This window comes from Comamonas sp. lk (genome assembly GCF_900564145.1).
Classification (GTDB): Bacteria; Pseudomonadota; Gammaproteobacteria; order Burkholderiales; family Burkholderiaceae_C; genus Comamonas.
Genome location: NZ_UOOB01000001.1, coordinates 3,214,811 through 3,231,202 on the forward strand (window position 1 = coordinate 3,214,811; position 16,392 = coordinate 3,231,202).

General features: G+C 62.2%; 16 protein-coding genes. 9 read left to right on the forward strand and 7 right to left on the reverse strand.

The features are described 5' to 3' along the window. The first annotated feature begins 23 nt into the window (after window positions 1-23). From EAO39_RS14570 to EAO39_RS14585, 4 genes are all read left to right on the forward strand, one after another. Complete coding sequence (locus EAO39_RS14570) at window positions 24-1,733, forward strand: SulP family inorganic anion transporter (RefSeq protein ID WP_120968523.1); 1,710 nt, start codon at window positions 24-26, stop codon at window positions 1,731-1,733. 46 nt (window positions 1,734-1,779) lie between these two features. After that, window positions 1,780-2,586 (forward strand): GGDEF domain-containing protein, encoded by an 807-nt coding sequence (locus tag EAO39_RS14575; protein WP_120968526.1) that lies wholly within the window; start codon window positions 1,780-1,782, stop codon window positions 2,584-2,586. Next, window positions 2,579-3,433, forward strand: a complete 855-nt coding sequence (locus EAO39_RS14580; RefSeq protein WP_120968529.1) for a MinD/ParA family protein — start codon at window positions 2,579-2,581, stop codon at window positions 3,431-3,433. The genes EAO39_RS14575 and EAO39_RS14580 overlap by 8 nt, the downstream gene beginning before the upstream one ends. 125 nt (window positions 3,434-3,558) lie before the next feature. After that, on the forward strand, window positions 3,559-4,326 hold the full coding sequence (locus EAO39_RS14585) for a sulfurtransferase (RefSeq protein ID WP_120968533.1): 768 nt from the start codon (window positions 3,559-3,561) through the stop codon (window positions 4,324-4,326). A 64-nt stretch (window positions 4,327-4,390) separates the two neighbouring features. Here the strand turns inward: EAO39_RS14585 and EAO39_RS14590 are convergent, their stop codons facing one another. From EAO39_RS14590 to EAO39_RS14600, 3 genes are all read right to left on the reverse strand, one after another. Then, window positions 4,391-4,942 (reverse strand): flavodoxin family protein, encoded by a 552-nt coding sequence (locus EAO39_RS14590; RefSeq protein ID WP_120968536.1) that lies wholly within the window; start codon window positions 4,940-4,942, stop codon window positions 4,391-4,393. A 130-nt stretch (window positions 4,943-5,072) separates the two neighbouring features. After that, the gene (locus EAO39_RS14595) at window positions 5,073-5,480 is read right to left on the reverse strand and encodes a DoxX family protein (protein WP_120971133.1); all 408 of its coding nucleotides are present in this window, start codon (window positions 5,478-5,480) and stop codon (window positions 5,073-5,075) included. Between the two features lie 76 nt (window positions 5,481-5,556). Further along, on the reverse strand, window positions 5,557-6,258 hold the full coding sequence (locus tag EAO39_RS14600) for a pirin family protein (RefSeq protein ID WP_120968539.1): 702 nt from the start codon (window positions 6,256-6,258) through the stop codon (window positions 5,557-5,559). A 123-nt stretch (window positions 6,259-6,381) separates the two neighbouring features. On the opposite strand from EAO39_RS14600, the gene EAO39_RS14605 reads away from it, so the two are divergent. The 4 genes from EAO39_RS14605 to trmB all read left to right on the forward strand — a co-directional run bounded on the left by EAO39_RS14605 (window position 6,382) and on the right by trmB (window position 10,544). Then, a complete protein-coding gene (locus EAO39_RS14605; protein ID WP_120968542.1) occupies window positions 6,382-7,320 on the forward strand; it encodes a LysR family transcriptional regulator in 939 nt (312 codons plus the stop codon). Between the two features lie 202 nt (window positions 7,321-7,522). After that, entirely contained in the window at window positions 7,523-8,632 is a 1,110-nt protein-coding gene (locus EAO39_RS14610; protein WP_120968545.1) for an FAD-dependent oxidoreductase, read from the forward strand. Window positions 8,633-8,688: 56 nt separating this feature from the next. Beyond that, the gene (gluQRS, locus tag EAO39_RS14615; protein ID WP_120968548.1) at window positions 8,689-9,765 is read left to right on the forward strand and encodes a tRNA glutamyl-Q(34) synthetase GluQRS; all 1,077 of its coding nucleotides are present in this window, start codon (window positions 8,689-8,691) and stop codon (window positions 9,763-9,765) included. 56 nt (window positions 9,766-9,821) lie between these two features. Further along, window positions 9,822-10,544, forward strand: coding sequence for a tRNA (guanosine(46)-N7)-methyltransferase TrmB (gene trmB, locus EAO39_RS14620; protein WP_120971135.1), 723 nt, complete (start codon window positions 9,822-9,824; stop codon window positions 10,542-10,544). A gap of 67 nt (window positions 10,545-10,611) precedes the next feature. Here the strand turns inward: trmB and EAO39_RS22995 are convergent, their stop codons facing one another. From EAO39_RS22995 to alaS, 4 genes are all read right to left on the reverse strand, one after another. Next, a complete protein-coding gene (locus EAO39_RS22995) occupies window positions 10,612-11,355 on the reverse strand; it encodes a GGDEF domain-containing protein (protein ID WP_240467014.1) in 744 nt (247 codons plus the stop codon). Continuing rightward, window positions 11,264-11,911, reverse strand: a complete 648-nt coding sequence (locus EAO39_RS23000; RefSeq protein WP_240467015.1) for a hypothetical protein — start codon at window positions 11,909-11,911, stop codon at window positions 11,264-11,266. Before EAO39_RS23000 ends, EAO39_RS22995 begins: the two co-directional genes overlap by 92 nt. Window positions 11,912-11,940: 29 nt before the next feature. After that, window positions 11,941-13,029: an ABC transporter substrate-binding protein gene (locus tag EAO39_RS14630; RefSeq protein WP_120971137.1), complete on the reverse strand. Its 1,089-nt coding sequence runs from the start codon at window positions 13,027-13,029 to the stop codon at window positions 11,941-11,943. A gap of 188 nt (window positions 13,030-13,217) precedes the next feature. Next, a complete protein-coding gene (gene alaS / locus EAO39_RS14635) occupies window positions 13,218-15,842 on the reverse strand; it encodes an alanine--tRNA ligase (protein WP_120968550.1) in 2,625 nt (874 codons plus the stop codon). A 224-nt stretch (window positions 15,843-16,066) separates the two neighbouring features. On the opposite strand from alaS, the gene EAO39_RS14640 reads away from it, so the two are divergent. Beyond that, window positions 16,067-16,381: a hypothetical protein gene (locus tag EAO39_RS14640; RefSeq protein WP_120968553.1), complete on the forward strand. Its 315-nt coding sequence runs from the start codon at window positions 16,067-16,069 to the stop codon at window positions 16,379-16,381. Window positions 16,382-16,392 lie beyond the last annotated feature (11 nt).

Genomic DNA, 16,392 nt, shown 5'->3' on the forward strand with positions numbered 1-16,392 from the left:
TAGTTGACATGACAATAGCGCCTATGCATTCCCTCGCACGCTGGTTCCCTTTTCTCTCCTGGCCCAAACCCACGCTGACTTTGCTACGCGGAGAACTCTGGGCGGGTATCACCGTCGGTCTGATGCTGCTTCCCCAGGGTGTGGCCTATGCCGCTTTGGCAGGCATGCCCCTGATCACCGGGATTTACGCCTCCATCATTCCGGCCGCCATTGCCATTTTGTTCAGCCCCTCGCCACGGCTGGGCGTAGGCCCCACCGCTCTCAGTGCGCTGTTGATCGGGGCCTCGCTCACCGGCATGGCCGAGCCCGGCTCTGCGCATTGGGTGGCTTTGGCAGCGTGGATGGCCATTCTGGCCGGGTTGCTGCAATGGGCTCTGGGCATGGTCAAGGCCGGCTGGCTGCTCAATCTGGTGACCTCGCCGGTACTCACGGGCTTCACCCAGGCTGCGGCCTTGCTGATTCTGGCCTCGCAGCTGCCCACCTTGTTGGGCCTGCGCAGCAGCTGGTCGGCAGTGTTCAACTCCCCGTCGATTTACCTGTTTGATTGGCAGTCCATCGCTTACGGCGTGATCAGCATGGCCGGGCTGATGCTGGCCAAGAAATGGCGACCCGCCTTTCCTTCCACCATCGTCATCATTGCGCTGACCGGACTGGCGAGCTGGGCCAGCGGTTTTGCCGATGGCGGCGGTGCGGTGGTGGGCTATCTGCCCTCAGGCCTGCCCCATTTCCAGTGGCCGGGCATGTTGAGCTGGGAGGAGTTTGGCGGTCTGGTGATGCCGGTGCTGGTGATCTCGCTGGTGAGCTTTCTGGAAACCGCCTCCAGCGCGCAGGTGGAGCATCAGCAGGCAGGCACGCGCTGGAACGAGAATCAGGATTTGATCGCCCAGGGCCTGTCCAAAATCAGTGCCGGTCTTTTTGGCAGCTTTGCCACCAGCGCCTCGTTCTCACGCTCGGCCGTCAATATGCTGGCCGGCGCCAAGACGGGCTATGCCAACGTGCTCTCCATTTTGCTGGTGATCGCCGTGGTGCTGTGGTTTATTCCCTGGCTCTACCATGTGCCGCAAGCTGCGCTGGCAGCCATTGTGATTACCGCGGTGCTGAACCTGATCAAGCCCAAGGCCATCATTCAGCTGTTCAGGGTTTCACGGGTGGAGGGCAGCATCAGCGTTGCCACCCTGGCGCTCACTATTTTGACAGCGCCGCGCATGTACTGGGGCGTGTTTGCCGGCATTGTGCTGAGCCTGGGATATTTTCTGTACCAGCGACTGCATCCGCGCATCATCGAGGTCGGCCTGCACAGCGATGGCAGCCTGCGCAGCCGCCAGCTGTGGCAGCTGCCCCCGCTGGCCCCGCACCTGATCGCCTTGCGCATGGATGCGGACCTGGACTTTGCCGCAGCCTCGGCACTGGAAAGCAGAGCCAGTGATATCTGGCAGCAAAACCCCGAGGCGCAGCACCTGGCCTTGCTGGCCCAGTCCATCAACAATATCGACATTACCGGTGTGGAAACTTTTGCACGACTACAGCTTCTGGTTGCCAAGCGCGGCGGCATCCTGCATGTGGTGGGGCTCAAGCTGCCGGCCGAGCAGCGGCTGGAACGCGCCGGCATACTGAATTCGTCCCCTCATCTGCGCACCTATCGCACCGATGCCGAATTTCTATTACATTTTCGCGTTTCCCCGTCAAATCCAGATCCAGCCCAGATCACCATTGATAACAATTCAAACCCTTGATTGTGATACGGACTGATACACTGACCTGCAAATTTCGTAGTTCCACGTGACTTCCTCCGCATCCCACCAATCCGTATTTTTACGTGATCTGCGCTTGGCTACGGCCCACAGTCTGGTCTCTCGCACCAGCGCTGGCGGCATCCAGTTGCCCACCGACACGCCCACCCACTATCTGCAGTCGCTGATAGATGGGCTGTGCGCGCTTTCGCTGCGCGACCCGTTGACGGGCCTGGCCAATCGCCGCCATTTCCGCTCCGTGGTGGAGCGTGAAATCGACCGCGTCACCCGCTCCGGCGAAACCGCCTTGATGCTGATGCTGGACATCGACCACTTCAAGCAGATCAACGACGAGCATGGCCATATTGCAGGCGACTGCGTGCTGCAGTCCGTGGCTCGAACCCTCAGCCAGGGCATTCGCCCCATGGATACGCTGGCACGCTATGGCGGCGAAGAATTCGCCATCATCTTGCCCGTGTGCGCTGCCAGCTTTGGCCAATCCGTGGCAGAACGCCTGCGTGAGGCAATAGAGAACACACCTATTCCTGTCTCGCCGGTTTTATCGCTAAATGTAACAGTTAGTATCGGAGGTGTCTATGCCCTGCAGTGGATTCGAAGCACTGCCTCGCTATGGACTGAACGCGCCGATCGCCAGCTTTACCTGGCCAAGGCCAATGGCCGCAACTGTGTGCAGATTGAAGAACAACCAGACAGCACGGTGAGTGCCGAGGAAAAAGGCCTGCTTTTCGCGCCTTTGTTTGAAGACGAACCCGCACACAATTGCGCCGATAACCAACTAGACCCTGACGTGATCACCGATGATGCAAGCCCCGCCAAAGAATGCGGAAATGTCTGACACAGTAGCCCCTCCCCCCTCTTTGCCAGCTTCCATCTCCATGTCGGATGCGCTGCGTGCGCCCTCGCGCGCGCAGCAAGCGCACATCATTGCCGTCACCAGCGGCAAAGGTGGCGTGGGAAAGACCTTTGTCTCGGCCAATCTGGCAGCGGCCCTGACTCGCCACGGCTACAAGGTGCTGGTGTTGGATGCCGATCTGGGTCTGGCCAACCTCGACGTGGTGCTCAATCTCTATCCCAAGGTCACGCTGCACGACGTGTTCACGGGCCGGGCTTCGCTGGATAACGCCATCCTGGCTGCGCCCGGCGGCTACTCTGTGCTGCTGGCCGGCTCGGGCATGATCGAGTATTCGCGACTCACGCCCGAGATCCGCAACCAGTTCATGCGCACCATAGAGTCCTTGGCGCCGCATTACGACATCATCTTGCTGGACACCGGTGCCGGCATCTCCGATGTGGTGTTGTTCTCCGTCTCTCTGGCCACCGAAGTGCTGGTTGTGGCCACCCCGGAGCCCACCTCGCTGACCGATGCCTATGCTGCCATCAAGGTGCTGGCCACCCAGCAGCAGCGCCAGCGGGTTCGCCTGGTCGTCAACCAGGCGGCACGCCCCGGCGATGGCCGCGCCATCACCAGCCAGCTGCAGCAGGTGCTCAACCGCTTTGTGACCACCGCCAGCGGCGAGCCCGTGCAACTGGTGCACTGGGGTGATATCCCGGCCGACCCCTCAGTGCGCGAAGCCGTCATGCGCCGCCAGTTGTTGCTGCAATCCATGCCCGGTGCACCCGCGTCGCTGGCAGTGGCTCAGCTGTCCAATAAAATCAAGGCTTCGCTGACTGCAAACGCCTGAACCCGGATGATTTCCGGCGCCTGCGGCCTTTGCAGCCACCTCCCCTGATACCCATGGCGTTCGACCTTGATCGAACGCCCAGCAAGCTGCGCGCGCCGTCTTGCCACATCATCTAAGTTTCTGCCGTGGCCGATATTCTCAACATTTCCTGCTATAAATTTGTTCAGCTGCCAGATGCAGCCGAGCTGCGCGACACCCTGTCCGCGCGCGCCGACACCCTGGCGCTCAAGGGCACGGTGCTGCTGGCCGAGGAAGGCATCAATTTCTTTCTGGCCGGTCCCGCCGCCTCGGTGCATGAATTTGTGAATGCCTTGCGCGAGGATGCGCGTTTTGCCGACCTCAATCCCAAGGAAAGCTGGTCGGATACCGTGCCGTTTCGCAAGATGCTGGTCAAGGTCAAGAACGAGATCATTCGCATGAACCACCCGACGATTCGCCCGGCCCAAGGCCGCGCGCCGTCGGTTACGCCCGCCACGCTGCGCCGCTGGCTGGAGCAAGGCCATGATGACGAAGGCCGTGAGGTCGTCACACTCGACACCCGCAACGATTACGAAGTGGATGAAGGCGCATTCAGGAACACCATAGACTGGCGACTGACCAAGTTCACCGAATTCCCCCCCGCGCTGCGCGAACACAAGGCCGAATTCGAAGGCAAGACCGTGGTCAGCTATTGCACGGGCGGCATTCGCTGCGAAAAAGCCGCCATCCTCATGCGCGACGAGGGACTGGAGCATGTCTATCAACTCGAGGGCGGCATTCTCAAATACTTTGAAGAAACCGATGGAGGCTTTTATGACGGCGGCTGCTTTGTCTTCGATGGCCGTGACTCACTGGGCACCGACCTGCAACTGACGCCCCTGGTTCATCCGCGCCCGGTCAAGAAAACCGCTTGATCAACACCAGCCGCCAGCGCTGCCTGGCGGCGGTAACGACGACGGCAGCTTTTCTACCGCCTGATCAAGCCAGACGCTTGGCGGTTTTCGCCACCCGCTCGCCAAACTGGCGGGCCGTTTCCAGATCACCGGCCAGCATTTCAGCCACCGATGCGTCCGAAGGCGTCTGCGCCATGGCGCCGGTAAAGCAACCCATCCAGTTCACGTCGTTGCGCTGCGCGGCCTTGGTGTTGGAGGGCAGCATGCCCAGACCCACCCACAGACCGCCGTGCTGCATGGCCAGGTGGTAGAGATAGTCCAACGTCACCTGCTTGTCGCCTTGCACGCCCGCGCTATTGGTGAAGCCGGCAAACAGCTTGTCCTTCCAGCTCTGGGCAAACCAGGCCTTGGACGATGTATCGGCAAAGCGCTTGAACTGCCAGCTAGGGCCACCCATATAAGTAGGCGTTCCAAACACAATGGTGCTGGCAGCCGCCAGCGTTTCCCAGCCGCCGGCTGGCAGATTGCCATCGGCATCAATTGCCAGTAATTGCGCCCCCGCGCCTTGTGCCACCGCCTGGGCCATGCGCTGTGTGTGCCCGTAGCCCGAGTGGTAGACCACAACCGTATTCGCCATGAAATTTCCCTGTTTTTCTACGAAGACAAGCTTCAAAAAAAGCCCCGCCAGCCCGAAGCTGCGGGGCTTTGACCATCAAGGCCATTAGCCTATCAAATTAATAGCATGCTGCGCTTCTTGCTCAAGCATTTCAGCGCTTTCCGGCATCGGCACTCCAGCCGCCTGCGCCATGGGCGGCAAAGCCCAGCAGACCACCGACCACGGCCACGTTTTTCCAGAACAGCAACTGCTGCACCATGGCGGCCTCGGCAGGCACACTCCAGAACGCATGAAAGAAGAAGCTGGCCACCAGGGTGAAGAACGCCAGAATCAAGGCTGCCCAGCGGGTGTGCCAGCCCAGCAAGATGGCCAGACCGGCCACGATCTCTATCACCAATCCTATGGCCACGGCCACCTGAGGCATGGGCATGCCCATCGATGCGGCATAACCCACGGTACCGGCAAAGCCGGTGAGTTTTTGAAAACCTGCAGGAACAAACAGCAGAGCGATCAGGACACGACCCACCAGGGCCAGAGGATTGGAAAACTGTTTCAACATCTTGAACTCCTTGCGGCAGCGGCCGCGTTTGGGACCAGCACCGAGCTGCTTGCGCCCGGTGCCGAGACAAAATCGATCAGGCTTGCAGATCAAACACCAGCACTTCGGCATGCTTGCCCTGTGCCAGGTGCAGACGGGATTCATTGTCCAAAAGCGCAGCATCACCGCCTGTCAGCCTTTGTCCATTCACCGTCAGCTCGCCGCTCACCAGATGCACATAGGTCTTGCGACCTGCGGGCAACACCATCTCGGCGGCTTCTGCCCCATCAAACAGGCCGGCAAACAAGCGAGCATCGGCATTTAGAGTGACCGAGCCCTCGGCCCCATCGGGCGAAGCCACCAGGCGCAAACGCCCCCGCTTCTCGGCCTCTGGAAAGGCTTTCTGCTCATAACCGGGCTCAATACCCTCACGTGCGGGCAGCACCCAGATCTGCAGAAAGTGTGTGGTCTCGCCCTGGGCATGGTTGTGCTCGCTGTGCACCACGCCAGAGCCGGCGCTCATGCGTTGCACCTCACCGGGAACAATGGTTTGCTCATTGCCCATGCTGTCCTTGTGCGAGAGTGCGCCCTGCATCACATAGCTGATGATTTCCATGTCGCGGTGGCCGTGGGCACCAAAACCAGTGCCTGGGGCAATACGGTCTTCGTTGATCACGCGCAGATTGCCAAAGCCCATATGGCGGGGGTCGTGGTAGCCGGCGAATGAAAAACTGTGAAACGACTTCAGCCAGCCGTGGTCCGCATAGCCACGTTCCTGAGAGAGACGAAGAGTCATCATGGTGTGAACCTTTCTGTTTGAAAACAAGCTCTTGATGGGCTCTACTGTAGAACTGCCAAGGCCCGGCGCGGCTGCACGGGATTGATGGCATCATTCAAACTCTTTGAACATTCGCCTCTTCCCATGCCCAGCTCCCGCGATGTACTCACCCCAGACAGCCTGGCCATGCTGCAAGCCATCTCCGAAACCGGCAGCTTTGCCGCAGCGGCTCGTTCGCTGGGCCTGGTACCCAGCGCCCTGACCTACCGAGTGCGCCAGATCGAGGATGCGCTCGACGTGCTGCTGTTCGACCGCCGCTCACGCCAGGCCCAGCCCACCGAGGCCGGCCAGGCGCTGTTGCGCGAAGGCGCGCGGCTGCTGCAGGAGATAGACGCCGTGGCCCATCGCGTCAAACGCGTGGCCACGGGCTGGGAGCCGCAGCTGACCATCGTCATCGACGGAGCCATTGCCCGCACGCCCATGTTCGAGCTGGTGGAAGCGTTCTACGCCCTGAACCCGCCCACCGCCCTCAAGCTCAAGGACGGCATTCTGTCCGGCACGCTGGAGACGCTGACCAGCGGCCAGGCCGATCTGGCCATAGGCATTGCCGTCAACGCCAGCAATGCGGCCGAGCTGCAAACGCGCGAGATCGGCGAGATGGACTTCATTTTTGCCGTGGCCCCGCACCACCCGCTGGCCCAGGCGCCCGAGCCGCTCACCGACGAGGCACTGCTCAAGCACCGCCTGATCGCCGTGGCCGACTCCGGAGTGCGCAGCAACATCAGCTACGGTCTGGTTGACGGCCAGGATGTGCTGACGGTGGACAGCATGCAGGCCAAGGTCGAAGCCCAGGTGCGCGGCATTGGCTGCGGCTTTCTGCCGCGCGGCATGGTGCAGGCCTATCTGGACGCAGGCCTGCTGGTCACCCGCCAGGTCACGCGTGCGAGGCGCAATCTGCGCCTGCATTACGGCTGGTCGGGCGCAGCCCTCCACACGCCGGGCCGGGCCTTGCAATGGTGGCTACAGCAGCTGGAAAGCCCCGCCACGCGCCGCGCCCTTATGGAAAACCATCACCGCCATTGAGTGCCGCACTGCTCCAAGCCGTTCAGTGCCCGGTGTAGAGTGGGGCTCAGTGTGCGCTGCAGCACAAGCCTTGCGGCCCAGGGCCGGGGTTTGATCTGCAGCACAGGCTGCAGTCATTCATAGCCTTGAGGGTATCTACCGCTCTTGCTATGCTTTGAGTAGCTGCTACGCTCTGACGGACTTGTGTTGAAAAGGCTTGTTCATGAACGCTTCCCGTGCTTCCTCGGCCACCAAAGCCTCTCGCTCTGCTTCATCCACCACAGCCCGGCGCATTGCCGTCATCGGCGCGGGCATTGCAGGTCTGGCCTGCGCCCGCACCCTGATGCAGGCCGGCCATGACGTTCATGTCTACGAACGCCTGCCCCAGGCCGGCGGACGTTTGCGTTCGGTCAACGGCCCTTACGGCACGTTTGACATCGGTGCCCAGTTCTTCGCCGTACGCGATCCCCGCTTTCAGATGGCACTGGATACGGTGCCCGGCTCCGTGCGCGCCTGGAGCGTGAACAGCGTGCAGACCCGCAATGCCCAGGGCCGCAAGACAGCCGAGCCACCGTCGGGCCGGGAGACCCACTGGGTGGGCACGCCCGATATGCAGGCCCTGCCCCTGACCTGGGCTGCTCCGCTGTGGGAGGCCGGTCGTCTGCACCTAGGCCAGACCGTAACCCGCCTGGAACACCATATTGCCGGCGGCAAAGGCCATAGCAAACACCAGTGGACGCTGACGCTGGACACCGAAGATCACGGCCTGCAAACCGCTAGCAATTTTGATAGCGTGGTGCTGGCACTGCCTGCAGCGCAAGCCCAGCATTTGCTGCAAAGCGCGCCCCAGGCAGCGGCACTGGCCCAATCGCTCAGCCAGGTTGAAATGGCGCCTTGCTGGGTGCTGACGCTCTCCTACCCCATGGCGGCGCAGGCCGGCCTCACCACCTTGGGGCCTCAGTGGAATGCAGCACGCAGCACGCACGACCGCATTGCCTGGGTGGCCCGCGAATCCTCCAAACCCGGCCGCGCCCAGACTGAACGATGGACCGTGCACGCCAACCCGCAGTGGTCGCAGGAGCACCGCAGCGACGACGCCGCCCGCGTGCTGACCAAGCTGCAAAAAGGCTTTGGCGAAATCACCGGCATCCGCGTCGCCCCGCGTCATGCCAGCGTTTATCTGTGGCCGCAGGCCCAGACACTGGCCCCGCTGGGCAAGAGCCATGTGCACGATCCTTCCACAGGCCTGGGTCTGTGCGGCGACTGGTGTATCGGCCGCCGCGTGGAAGACGCTTTTGTCTCCGGCCTTGAAATGGCACTGGCGCTGACCTGATGGCACACCTACGCCAGGCTGCAAGCCCTGCAGCCTGCGCGTAAACTGGCGCACTCATGTCTGTGGTCAGCGCCTTTTCTTCCTCCTCCATCTCAAGCAGCCCCTCTGTAGGCTCCGGCGCCTACATCGGCCGCTTTGCCCCCTCGCCCACCGGGCCTCTGCATGCAGGTTCCCTGGTCGCGGCCCTGGCCAGCTGGCTGGATGCCCGCGCCCATGGCGGCCAGTGGCTGGTGCGCATCGAGGACATAGACCCACCGCGCTGCCAGCCCGGCGCAGATCTGCATATCCTGCACCAGCTCGCTGCCTGCGGCCTGCACTCTGACGGGCCCGTGCTCTGGCAGTCCCGGCGCCACGCCCTGTATCAAAACGCGCTGGAGCAGCTCATGACCCGGCAACTGGCCTACCCCTGCGGCTGCACGCGCAAGGAAATTGAAGCGGCCTGGCAGAGCATGGGCCTGGCGCATGAACGCCATGTGGAGCGCCCCTACCCAGGCACCTGCCGCCAAGGTCTGCAGGGCAAACCGGCGCGGGCCTGGCGTTTTGCGCTGGAGCGTCTGGTACAGGAATTTCAATCAAATCCGCCTTCAGCCCAAGCGGATCATGCGCATGAAGCTACGCAGTTGATAGCGCACTATCAGCTGGAGCCATCACGCCCGGTGCTTCACTGGCAGGACCGGCGTCTGGGAGCCCAGCAGCAGGATGTGGCGGCCAGCGTGGGCGATTTTGTGCTGCGCCGCGCCGACGGGCTCTGGGCCTACCAGCTGGCCGTAGTGGTGGACGATGGCGATCAAGCCATCACCCATGTGGTGCGCGGCCAGGACCTGACGGACAACACGCCACGCCAGATGCTGCTGCAAGCGGCACTGGGTCTGGCCCAGCCGCGCTATCTGCACACGCCCCTGGTGTTGATGGCCGGCGGCGAAAAGCTCTCCAAACAGCATGGCGCCCCAGCGGTGGATGTCAGCAGCGCTCAGGCGGCGCTGGCGGCCTTGTGTGAAGCCGCCAGCCAGCTGTCCCTGCCACAACCGCCCCAAGCTGCCAAGCTGCCGGCCGAAAGCCCCGACACGGCTTTGCCTTTGGCCTTGCACTTCTGGGTGGGCTGCTGGCGTGAAATCTACAATACAGCCCTGTGACTTCCTCTAACTCCACACCGAACACCGAGCCACTCGACGCTGCAGCCACCGCTGCCATCGAGTCTGCCCCCGAATCTGCACCGGCAGGCCAAGCCCCCGAAGGCGTGGCCTACCCCAAGACCATCAAGAGCTATGTGCGCCGTGCCGGCCGTACGACCACCGGTCAGGCCAAGGCTTTTGAAGAGCTGGGCCCGCGCTTTTTGCTGCAATACCACAAGGCCCCCATCGACGCCCCCGCAGCCTACGGCCGTAGCGGTGCGCTGATTCTGGAAATCGGCTTTGGCATGGGCGAGGCCACGGCCCATATCGCCCGTGTGCGCCCCGACGACAACTTCCTGTGCTGCGAAGTGCACGAACCCGGCGTCGGCGCGCTGCTCAAGCGCATAGGCGAGCAGGAGATCGAGAACATCCGCATCCTGCAACACGATGCCGTGGAAGTCATTGACAACATGCTGCCCGAAGCTTCGATCGACGGCGTGCACATCTTCTTCCCCGACCCCTGGCACAAGAAAAAGCACAACAAGCGCCGCCTGATTCAAAGCCCGCTGATCGCCAAGCTGGCCGCCCGCATCAAGCCCGGTGGCTATATCCACTGCGCCACGGACTGGGAGCCCTACGCCCAGCAGATGCTGGAAGTGCTGAACGCCGAGCCCACGCTACAAAACACGGCCGAGGCCTATGCACCCAAGCCCGACTACCGCCCGCTGACCAAGTTTGAAAACCGCGGCCTGCGCCTGGGCCACGGAGTGTGGGATCTGGTGTTCACACGCAAGGCCTGAACCGCTGGTCACCGGCTATCTTTTAGATAGCGAAAACCGTGCCGCCCACATCAACTGGGCGGCTTTTTTACGCCTGCTCCACATCCCCGGCCTGGGGCTTGGCCAGGCACACACGGGCTCTGCCGCTGTGCTTGGCCTGGTACATGGCGGCATCGGCGCGCTCCAGCAAGGCCTCCATGCTCTCGCCGCTCTGCAACTCGGCCACACCAAAGCTGGCCGTGACGCTGATGTGAAGACCGTCCAGGTTCAAAGCCTTGCTTCGAATCTCGCAAAGCAGGCGCTCGGCCAGTTGCCAGGCGTCCTGCATTGCACATTCAGGCAGCACCAGCAAAAACTCCTCCCCACCATAGCGAGCCATCCAGTCCACATGGGAGCGCAGCTGACCCTGGCTGCGCAGCGCCACCTCGCGCAGCACAGCATCGCCGGTGACATGCCCGTATTCATCGTTGATGCGCTTGAAGTGGTCCAGATCCATGAACACCACGCTCAGCGCGCGCCCATAGCGCTTGCTGCGCTCGATCTCGGTAGCCAGGCGCTCGTCCAGAGCCCGCCGGTTGTAGCAGCCCGTCAGCGCATCGGTCAACGACAGGCGCTTGACCTCTTCCACCATCAGCTCCAACTGGGCGGTACGCTCGGCCACCAGACTGTCCAGATCGGCAATATGGCTTTGCAGGGCTTTTTGTAGCTGGGCAAAACCGCTGGCCACCAGATCGATTTCGTCAAAGCTGTTGCGCTGGGGGCGCTGCAGCACCAGAGGCCGCGACAGCTCGTTGGGCCGCAGCGATCGAACAAAGTGAGAAATCTGACGCAAGGGATCGCGCAACTGCCGGCGCATCACAATGGCCACCACCGCGCAGCACCAGTATCGTAAACAGCACATAGCCCAGCACCACCCCAAAAATGGAATTGCGCATCAGCTGGGCATAGTGGCTGCGGCTCTCCCAGATTTCCAGCGTGCCCAGCACGCCCAGGGGGCGACCCACCTGGATCCCATCCTCGGTCTGCCCGGGCACCGGAATGTCGAGCTTGATGCGCGGTTCGCGTTCGCTCGCATCGGTGGCATCCATGTCGCCCGCTTCAAACACCTCTCCCGTGGTCGCCGAACGCACACGCACATAGCCCACCTGAGGCAGACTGGCCAGCCAGGCCACCCGTTGGCGCACGATCTGCGGCTCTATATCCCACAAAGCACTAGACAGCTGCAGCTGGCTGCTGCGGGCATGCTGGCGCATGTCCAGCCTGAAGCTTTGCTGGCCCGCGCGGTACTCCCACCAGGCCAGAGCGCCCACGAAAACACTCATGCAAATCAAGGCCAGCCACACGATGCGCGAGATCAGCAAGGTAGCAATCGATCGAAAACGTGTCATGGCCTGTCCGTATCCTGTGGCATGTCAGCCTAGCGCAACAGCGCCTCTATCTCAAAGCGGTAGTGCTTGACGCCGGCATTCAAGACCTTGCTGAACTTGCCAAAATCCAGGGGCTTGCCGGACGCACCAAAGCGTTGCTCAAAGCGATCGATCAGGGGCGGGTCGAACAGCACAAACATCCGCCGCTCCAACTCCAGCCCCTCGGAGCGAAAGTCCTTGCCATGGGCGTAGTCGTACAACATCACCAACGCCCAGGCTCCGGCCATGAAATGCCCGCCCGCCAGCACGCTGAGCTCACCGCTGCGCAAGGCAGCGAACGCAGCGGGCGAGGTGTTGACGGTGCTGAAAAAACCATCTCTTCCCGGTGTGCCGCCCCGCGCCCGCCAGGCCTGCATGGCACCCAAAGCCATCTCGTCATTGCCAGTCCAGACCAGGCGCGCTTCGGGATAGCGCTGCGCCAGCACGCGCATCTGCTCGGCTGCCTTATCCCTGCGCCATTCGCCGTTGACCTCCTGCACCAGGATGACATCAGCATCTTCGGCCACCGCCTTGCGCATGCCAGCGTTCCTGGCCATCGAGCTCAGCGTGGATCGATCTCCGCCAATGGCCAGCAGCTGCAGCCTGCCGTCCTGAGCCTGGGCTACACGCGAGGCCCGGGCCGTTTCAATCAGGGCCTTGGCCGTCATATAGCCGGCATCCACAGCCCGGGGCTCCAGGCTACCCAGCCAGTGCTTGAATTTTTCGCGAGGCTGGCCCACCTGGGCACGCTGGATTTGCTGAATCCCGCTGAAGGCCACAAAGCTGTCAATGCCTGCAGCCTCCAGCGCTTTCAGGATCTCGGGAGCGACGCTGTTTTCGTTCACAAACACCACAAAGCGCGGACGCTCGGCCCTGGCGGCCACATCGCGCGCAATCGCAATCGCCTGCAAGGGGTTGCGTTCGGCATAGCGCACCTCCAGCGTCATGTGCAGGCTGCGCGCCGCACCTTCCATGGCTTCGGCAGCGTTGCGCCAAAAGGTTTCATCGCTACGCCCCGGATTGATGAAGACCACGCTTTGCGCCGCCGCCTGAAACGAGAGCAGCAACAAAAATGCAAATACGCCGGCACTGCGGCACATAAGCCGCACCAAACGAACAAGCAGCGCCAGCCAAAGCGCCATGGGATATGCCGACGAATTGAAGTTGTCTACTCCGGAGAACGATCCCGCAGGCTGCGAGCCGCTAAAAACCACCCATCCTAACAAAACACCCCGGACTTGCCGGGGTGTTTGACTGAATTGACGCCGTCAGACGTCGAAGTGACGCTTTACAGGCGTTCGCTCACCCAGGCCTGCACCGAAGCCAGGGCCGCAGGCACGGACGCAGCATCGGTGCCGCCAGCCATGGCCATATCGGGCTTGCCGCCGCCCTTGCCGCCCACCTGCTGGGCCACAAAGTTCACCAGCTCACCGGCCTTGACCTTGGCCGTCTCGGCCTTGGTCACGCCAGCAGCCAGCTGCACCTTGTCGCCGTCCACTGCCGCCAGCACGATGACGGCTGCACCCAGCTTGTCCTTGAGCTTGTCCATGGTCTCGCGCAGGGTCTTGGCATCGGCGCCATCGAGCTTGGCAGCCAGCACCTTCACGCCGTTGATCTCGGCAGCCTGCGTGGCCAACTCATCGCCCTGGCTGGAAGCCAGCTTGCCCTTGAGCGCAGAGATTTCCTTTTCCAGCGCCTTGATCTGATCGAGCGCACCGCCGATGCGGTTGGTCAGCTCGGCAGCCGGTGCCTTGAAGGCGGCAGAGGCCTGGTCCACGGTGGATTCCAGCGACTGCAGATAGGCCAGGGCATTGATGCCGGTCACGCCTTCGATACGGCGCACGCCTGCGGCCACGCCGGATTCGCCCACCACCTTGAACAGGCCGATATCGCCGGTGCGCTGCACATGGGTGCCGCCGCACAGCTCGCGGCTGGAGCCGATGTCGAGCACGCGCACGGTTTCGCCGTATTTTTCGCCGAACAGCATCATGGCGCCGGTCTTCTGGGCGCTTTCGATGTCCATCACGCGGGCTGCCGTGCTGGTGTTGGCCAGAATTTCGGCGTTCACGCGCTGCTCGATGTCGCGGATCTGCTCGGCCGTCACGGGAGCGTTGTGCGCAAAGTCAAAACGGGTGCGGTCGGCATTGACCAGCGAGCCCTTTTGCTGCACATGGCCGCCCAGCACTTCGCGCAAGGCCTTGTGCATGATGTGAGTGACCGAGTGGTTGCGCATCACGGCGGCGCGCACTTCGGTGTCCACCTGGGCCTGCACCGCATCGCCCACCTTGAGCGAGCCCGATTCCAGCACGCCGTGGTGACCGAATACATCGGCCTTGATCTTGAGCGTGTCTTCCACGGCAAAGCGCACCGCGCCGGCCGAGATCACGCCCTGATCGCCGACCTGACCGCCGGACTCTGCATAAAAAGGAGTGGCATCCAGCACCACCACGCCGCTTTGACCGGCTTTCAGCTCAGGAACCGAAACACCGTCTGCGTAAAGCGCTACGATTTTTGCGTCTTCGGCCAGCTTGTCGTAGCCGGTGAAGAGGTTGGCATCGCCCGTGTATTCCAGGGCGCGGTCCATCTTGAACTTGCCGGCAGCGCGGGCCGTGCTCTTTTGGTGCTCCATGGCCGCCTTGAAACCGGCTTCGTCCACGGTCACGCCACGCTCACGGGCCACGTCATTGGACAGGTCCAGCGGGAAGCCATAGGTGTCGTGCAGCTTGAAGGCCACTTCGCCAGGCAGCACCTTGACGTCACCAGCCAGGGCGCTGTCCAGAATTTCCATGCCGTTGGCCAGGGTCTCGAAGAAGCGCTCTTCTTCGGCCTTGAGCACGCTGGTGATGTGCGCTTCCTGCTCCTTGAGCTTGGGATAGGCATCGCCCATTTGCACCACCAGATCGGCCACCAGCTTGTGGAAGAACGGCGTCTTCTGGCCCAGCTTGTAACCGTGGCGGATGGCGCGGCGGATGATGCGGCGCTGCACATAGCCGCGGCCTTCGTTGGAAGGAATCACGCCGTCCGACACCAGGAAGGAAGTGGCGCGAATGTGGTCGGCAATCACCTTGAGCGAAGGCGTGTTCACATCGTCGATATGCGTTTCACGCGCCGCAGCCTTGATCAGCGCCTGGAACAGGTCGATCTCGTAGTTGCTGTGCACATGCTGCAAGATGGCCGCCAGGCGCTCCAGGCCCATGCCGGTGTCCACGCAGGGTGCGGGCAGGTTCACCACGGAGCCGTCTTCCTTCATGTCGAACTGCATGAACACGTGGTTCCAGATCTCGATGAAGCGGTCGCCGTCTTCGTCGGGCGAGCCGGGAGGGCCGCCAGGAATGTGGGCGCCGTGGTCGTAGAAGATTTCCGAGCAGGGGCCGCAAGGGCCGGTGTCGGCCATCATCCAGAAGTTGTCGCTCTTGTACTTGCCGCCCTTGTTGTCGCCGATGCGGATGATGCGCTCGGCCGGCAGACCGATGACGTTCTTCCAGATGTCATAGGCTTCGTCGTCTTCGTGATAGACGGTGGCCAGCAGCTTTTCTGCGGGCAAGCCGAAGACCTTGGTCAGCAGCTCCCAGCCCCATTCGATGGACTCCTTCTTGAAATAGTCGCCGAAGGACCAGTTGCCCAGCATCTCGAAGAAGGTGTGGTGGCGGGCGGTGTAGCCCACGTTTTCCAGATCGTTGTGCTTGCCGCCGGCGCGCAGGCAGGCCTGCACCGAGGTGGCGCGGTTGTAGGAACGTTTGTCCGTGCCCAGAAACACATCCTTGAACTGCACCATGCCGGAGTTGGTGAACATCAGCGTGGGATCGTTGCCCGGAACCAAGGAGCTGGAGGCCACAACCGTGTGGCCCTTGGAAGCGTAGAACTCCAGGAAGGTCTTGCGGATGTCCGCAACAGAAAAAGTGGGTGTACTCATGGTGTTTGGAATGAAGGTGCACAACGCAGCACCCACGGTAGGTACGGCTTGGCTTTGACCCTGCGCCAGGACAGGGCGCTGCACGCAAGGCAAATCAGCCAAACATTATAGGTTTGCCCATACAGCCCCGCGCGGCGCTGCACTGTCGCAAGCGCAGTGTGCGGCATGTGCCCTGCTCTGACCTGGATTAATGCAGTCCCTGCCAGCATACGGATAATCGGCCCATGCCTCAGAACACAGACCGCTCACCCACCACATCGAGCCCTACTTCTTCCCATGCGCAGCCGCCACGCAAAAGCCGCCTGGTGCCCTGGCTGATCGGCCTGCCGGTGGTCATTTTTGCGGCACTCATGCTGATTGGCACGCTGATGGACGATCCGCAGAGCAAACAGCGCTGGGTTGACAGCGAAGCCATCAAGATCTGCTGGAAGCAGATAGGCAAACCCGAGGCCGAGCGCAAAACCCAGGAGTTTCACTCCAAGGACGATTGCGAACGGCTGGAATTCGACTTCAAGAGCAAGTACGGCGAAAACCCCTGAAGCGCTTACCT

Coding starts and splice junctions, on each gene's coding strand:
- EAO39_RS14610 (WP_120968545.1), top strand. CDS start 7,523: ATGAACGCTTCCCGTGCTTCCTCGGCCACCAAAGCCTCTCGCTCTGCT.
- EAO39_RS14640 (WP_120968553.1), top strand. CDS start 16,067: ATGCCTCAGAACACAGACCGCTCACCCACCACATCGAGCCCTACTTCT.
- EAO39_RS14605 (WP_120968542.1), top strand. CDS start 6,382: ATGCCCAGCTCCCGCGATGTACTCACCCCAGACAGCCTGGCCATGCTG.
- EAO39_RS14580 (WP_120968529.1), top strand. CDS start 2,579: ATGTCTGACACAGTAGCCCCTCCCCCCTCTTTGCCAGCTTCCATCTCC.
- EAO39_RS14600 (WP_120968539.1), bottom strand. CDS start 6,258: ATGATGACTCTTCGTCTCTCTCAGGAACGTGGCTATGCGGACCACGGC.
- EAO39_RS23000 (WP_240467015.1), bottom strand. CDS start 11,911: ATGACACGTTTTCGATCGATTGCTACCTTGCTGATCTCGCGCATCGTG.
- alaS (WP_120968550.1), bottom strand. CDS start 15,842: ATGAGTACACCCACTTTTTCTGTTGCGGACATCCGCAAGACCTTCCTG.
- EAO39_RS14590 (WP_120968536.1), bottom strand. CDS start 4,942: ATGGCGAATACGGTTGTGGTCTACCACTCGGGCTACGGGCACACACAG.
- EAO39_RS14630 (WP_120971137.1), bottom strand. CDS start 13,029: ATGTGCCGCAGTGCCGGCGTATTTGCATTTTTGTTGCTGCTCTCGTTT.
- EAO39_RS14570 (WP_120968523.1), top strand. CDS start 24: ATGCATTCCCTCGCACGCTGGTTCCCTTTTCTCTCCTGGCCCAAACCC.
- gluQRS (WP_120968548.1), top strand. CDS start 8,689: ATGTCTGTGGTCAGCGCCTTTTCTTCCTCCTCCATCTCAAGCAGCCCC.
- EAO39_RS14595 (WP_120971133.1), bottom strand. CDS start 5,480: ATGTTGAAACAGTTTTCCAATCCTCTGGCCCTGGTGGGTCGTGTCCTG.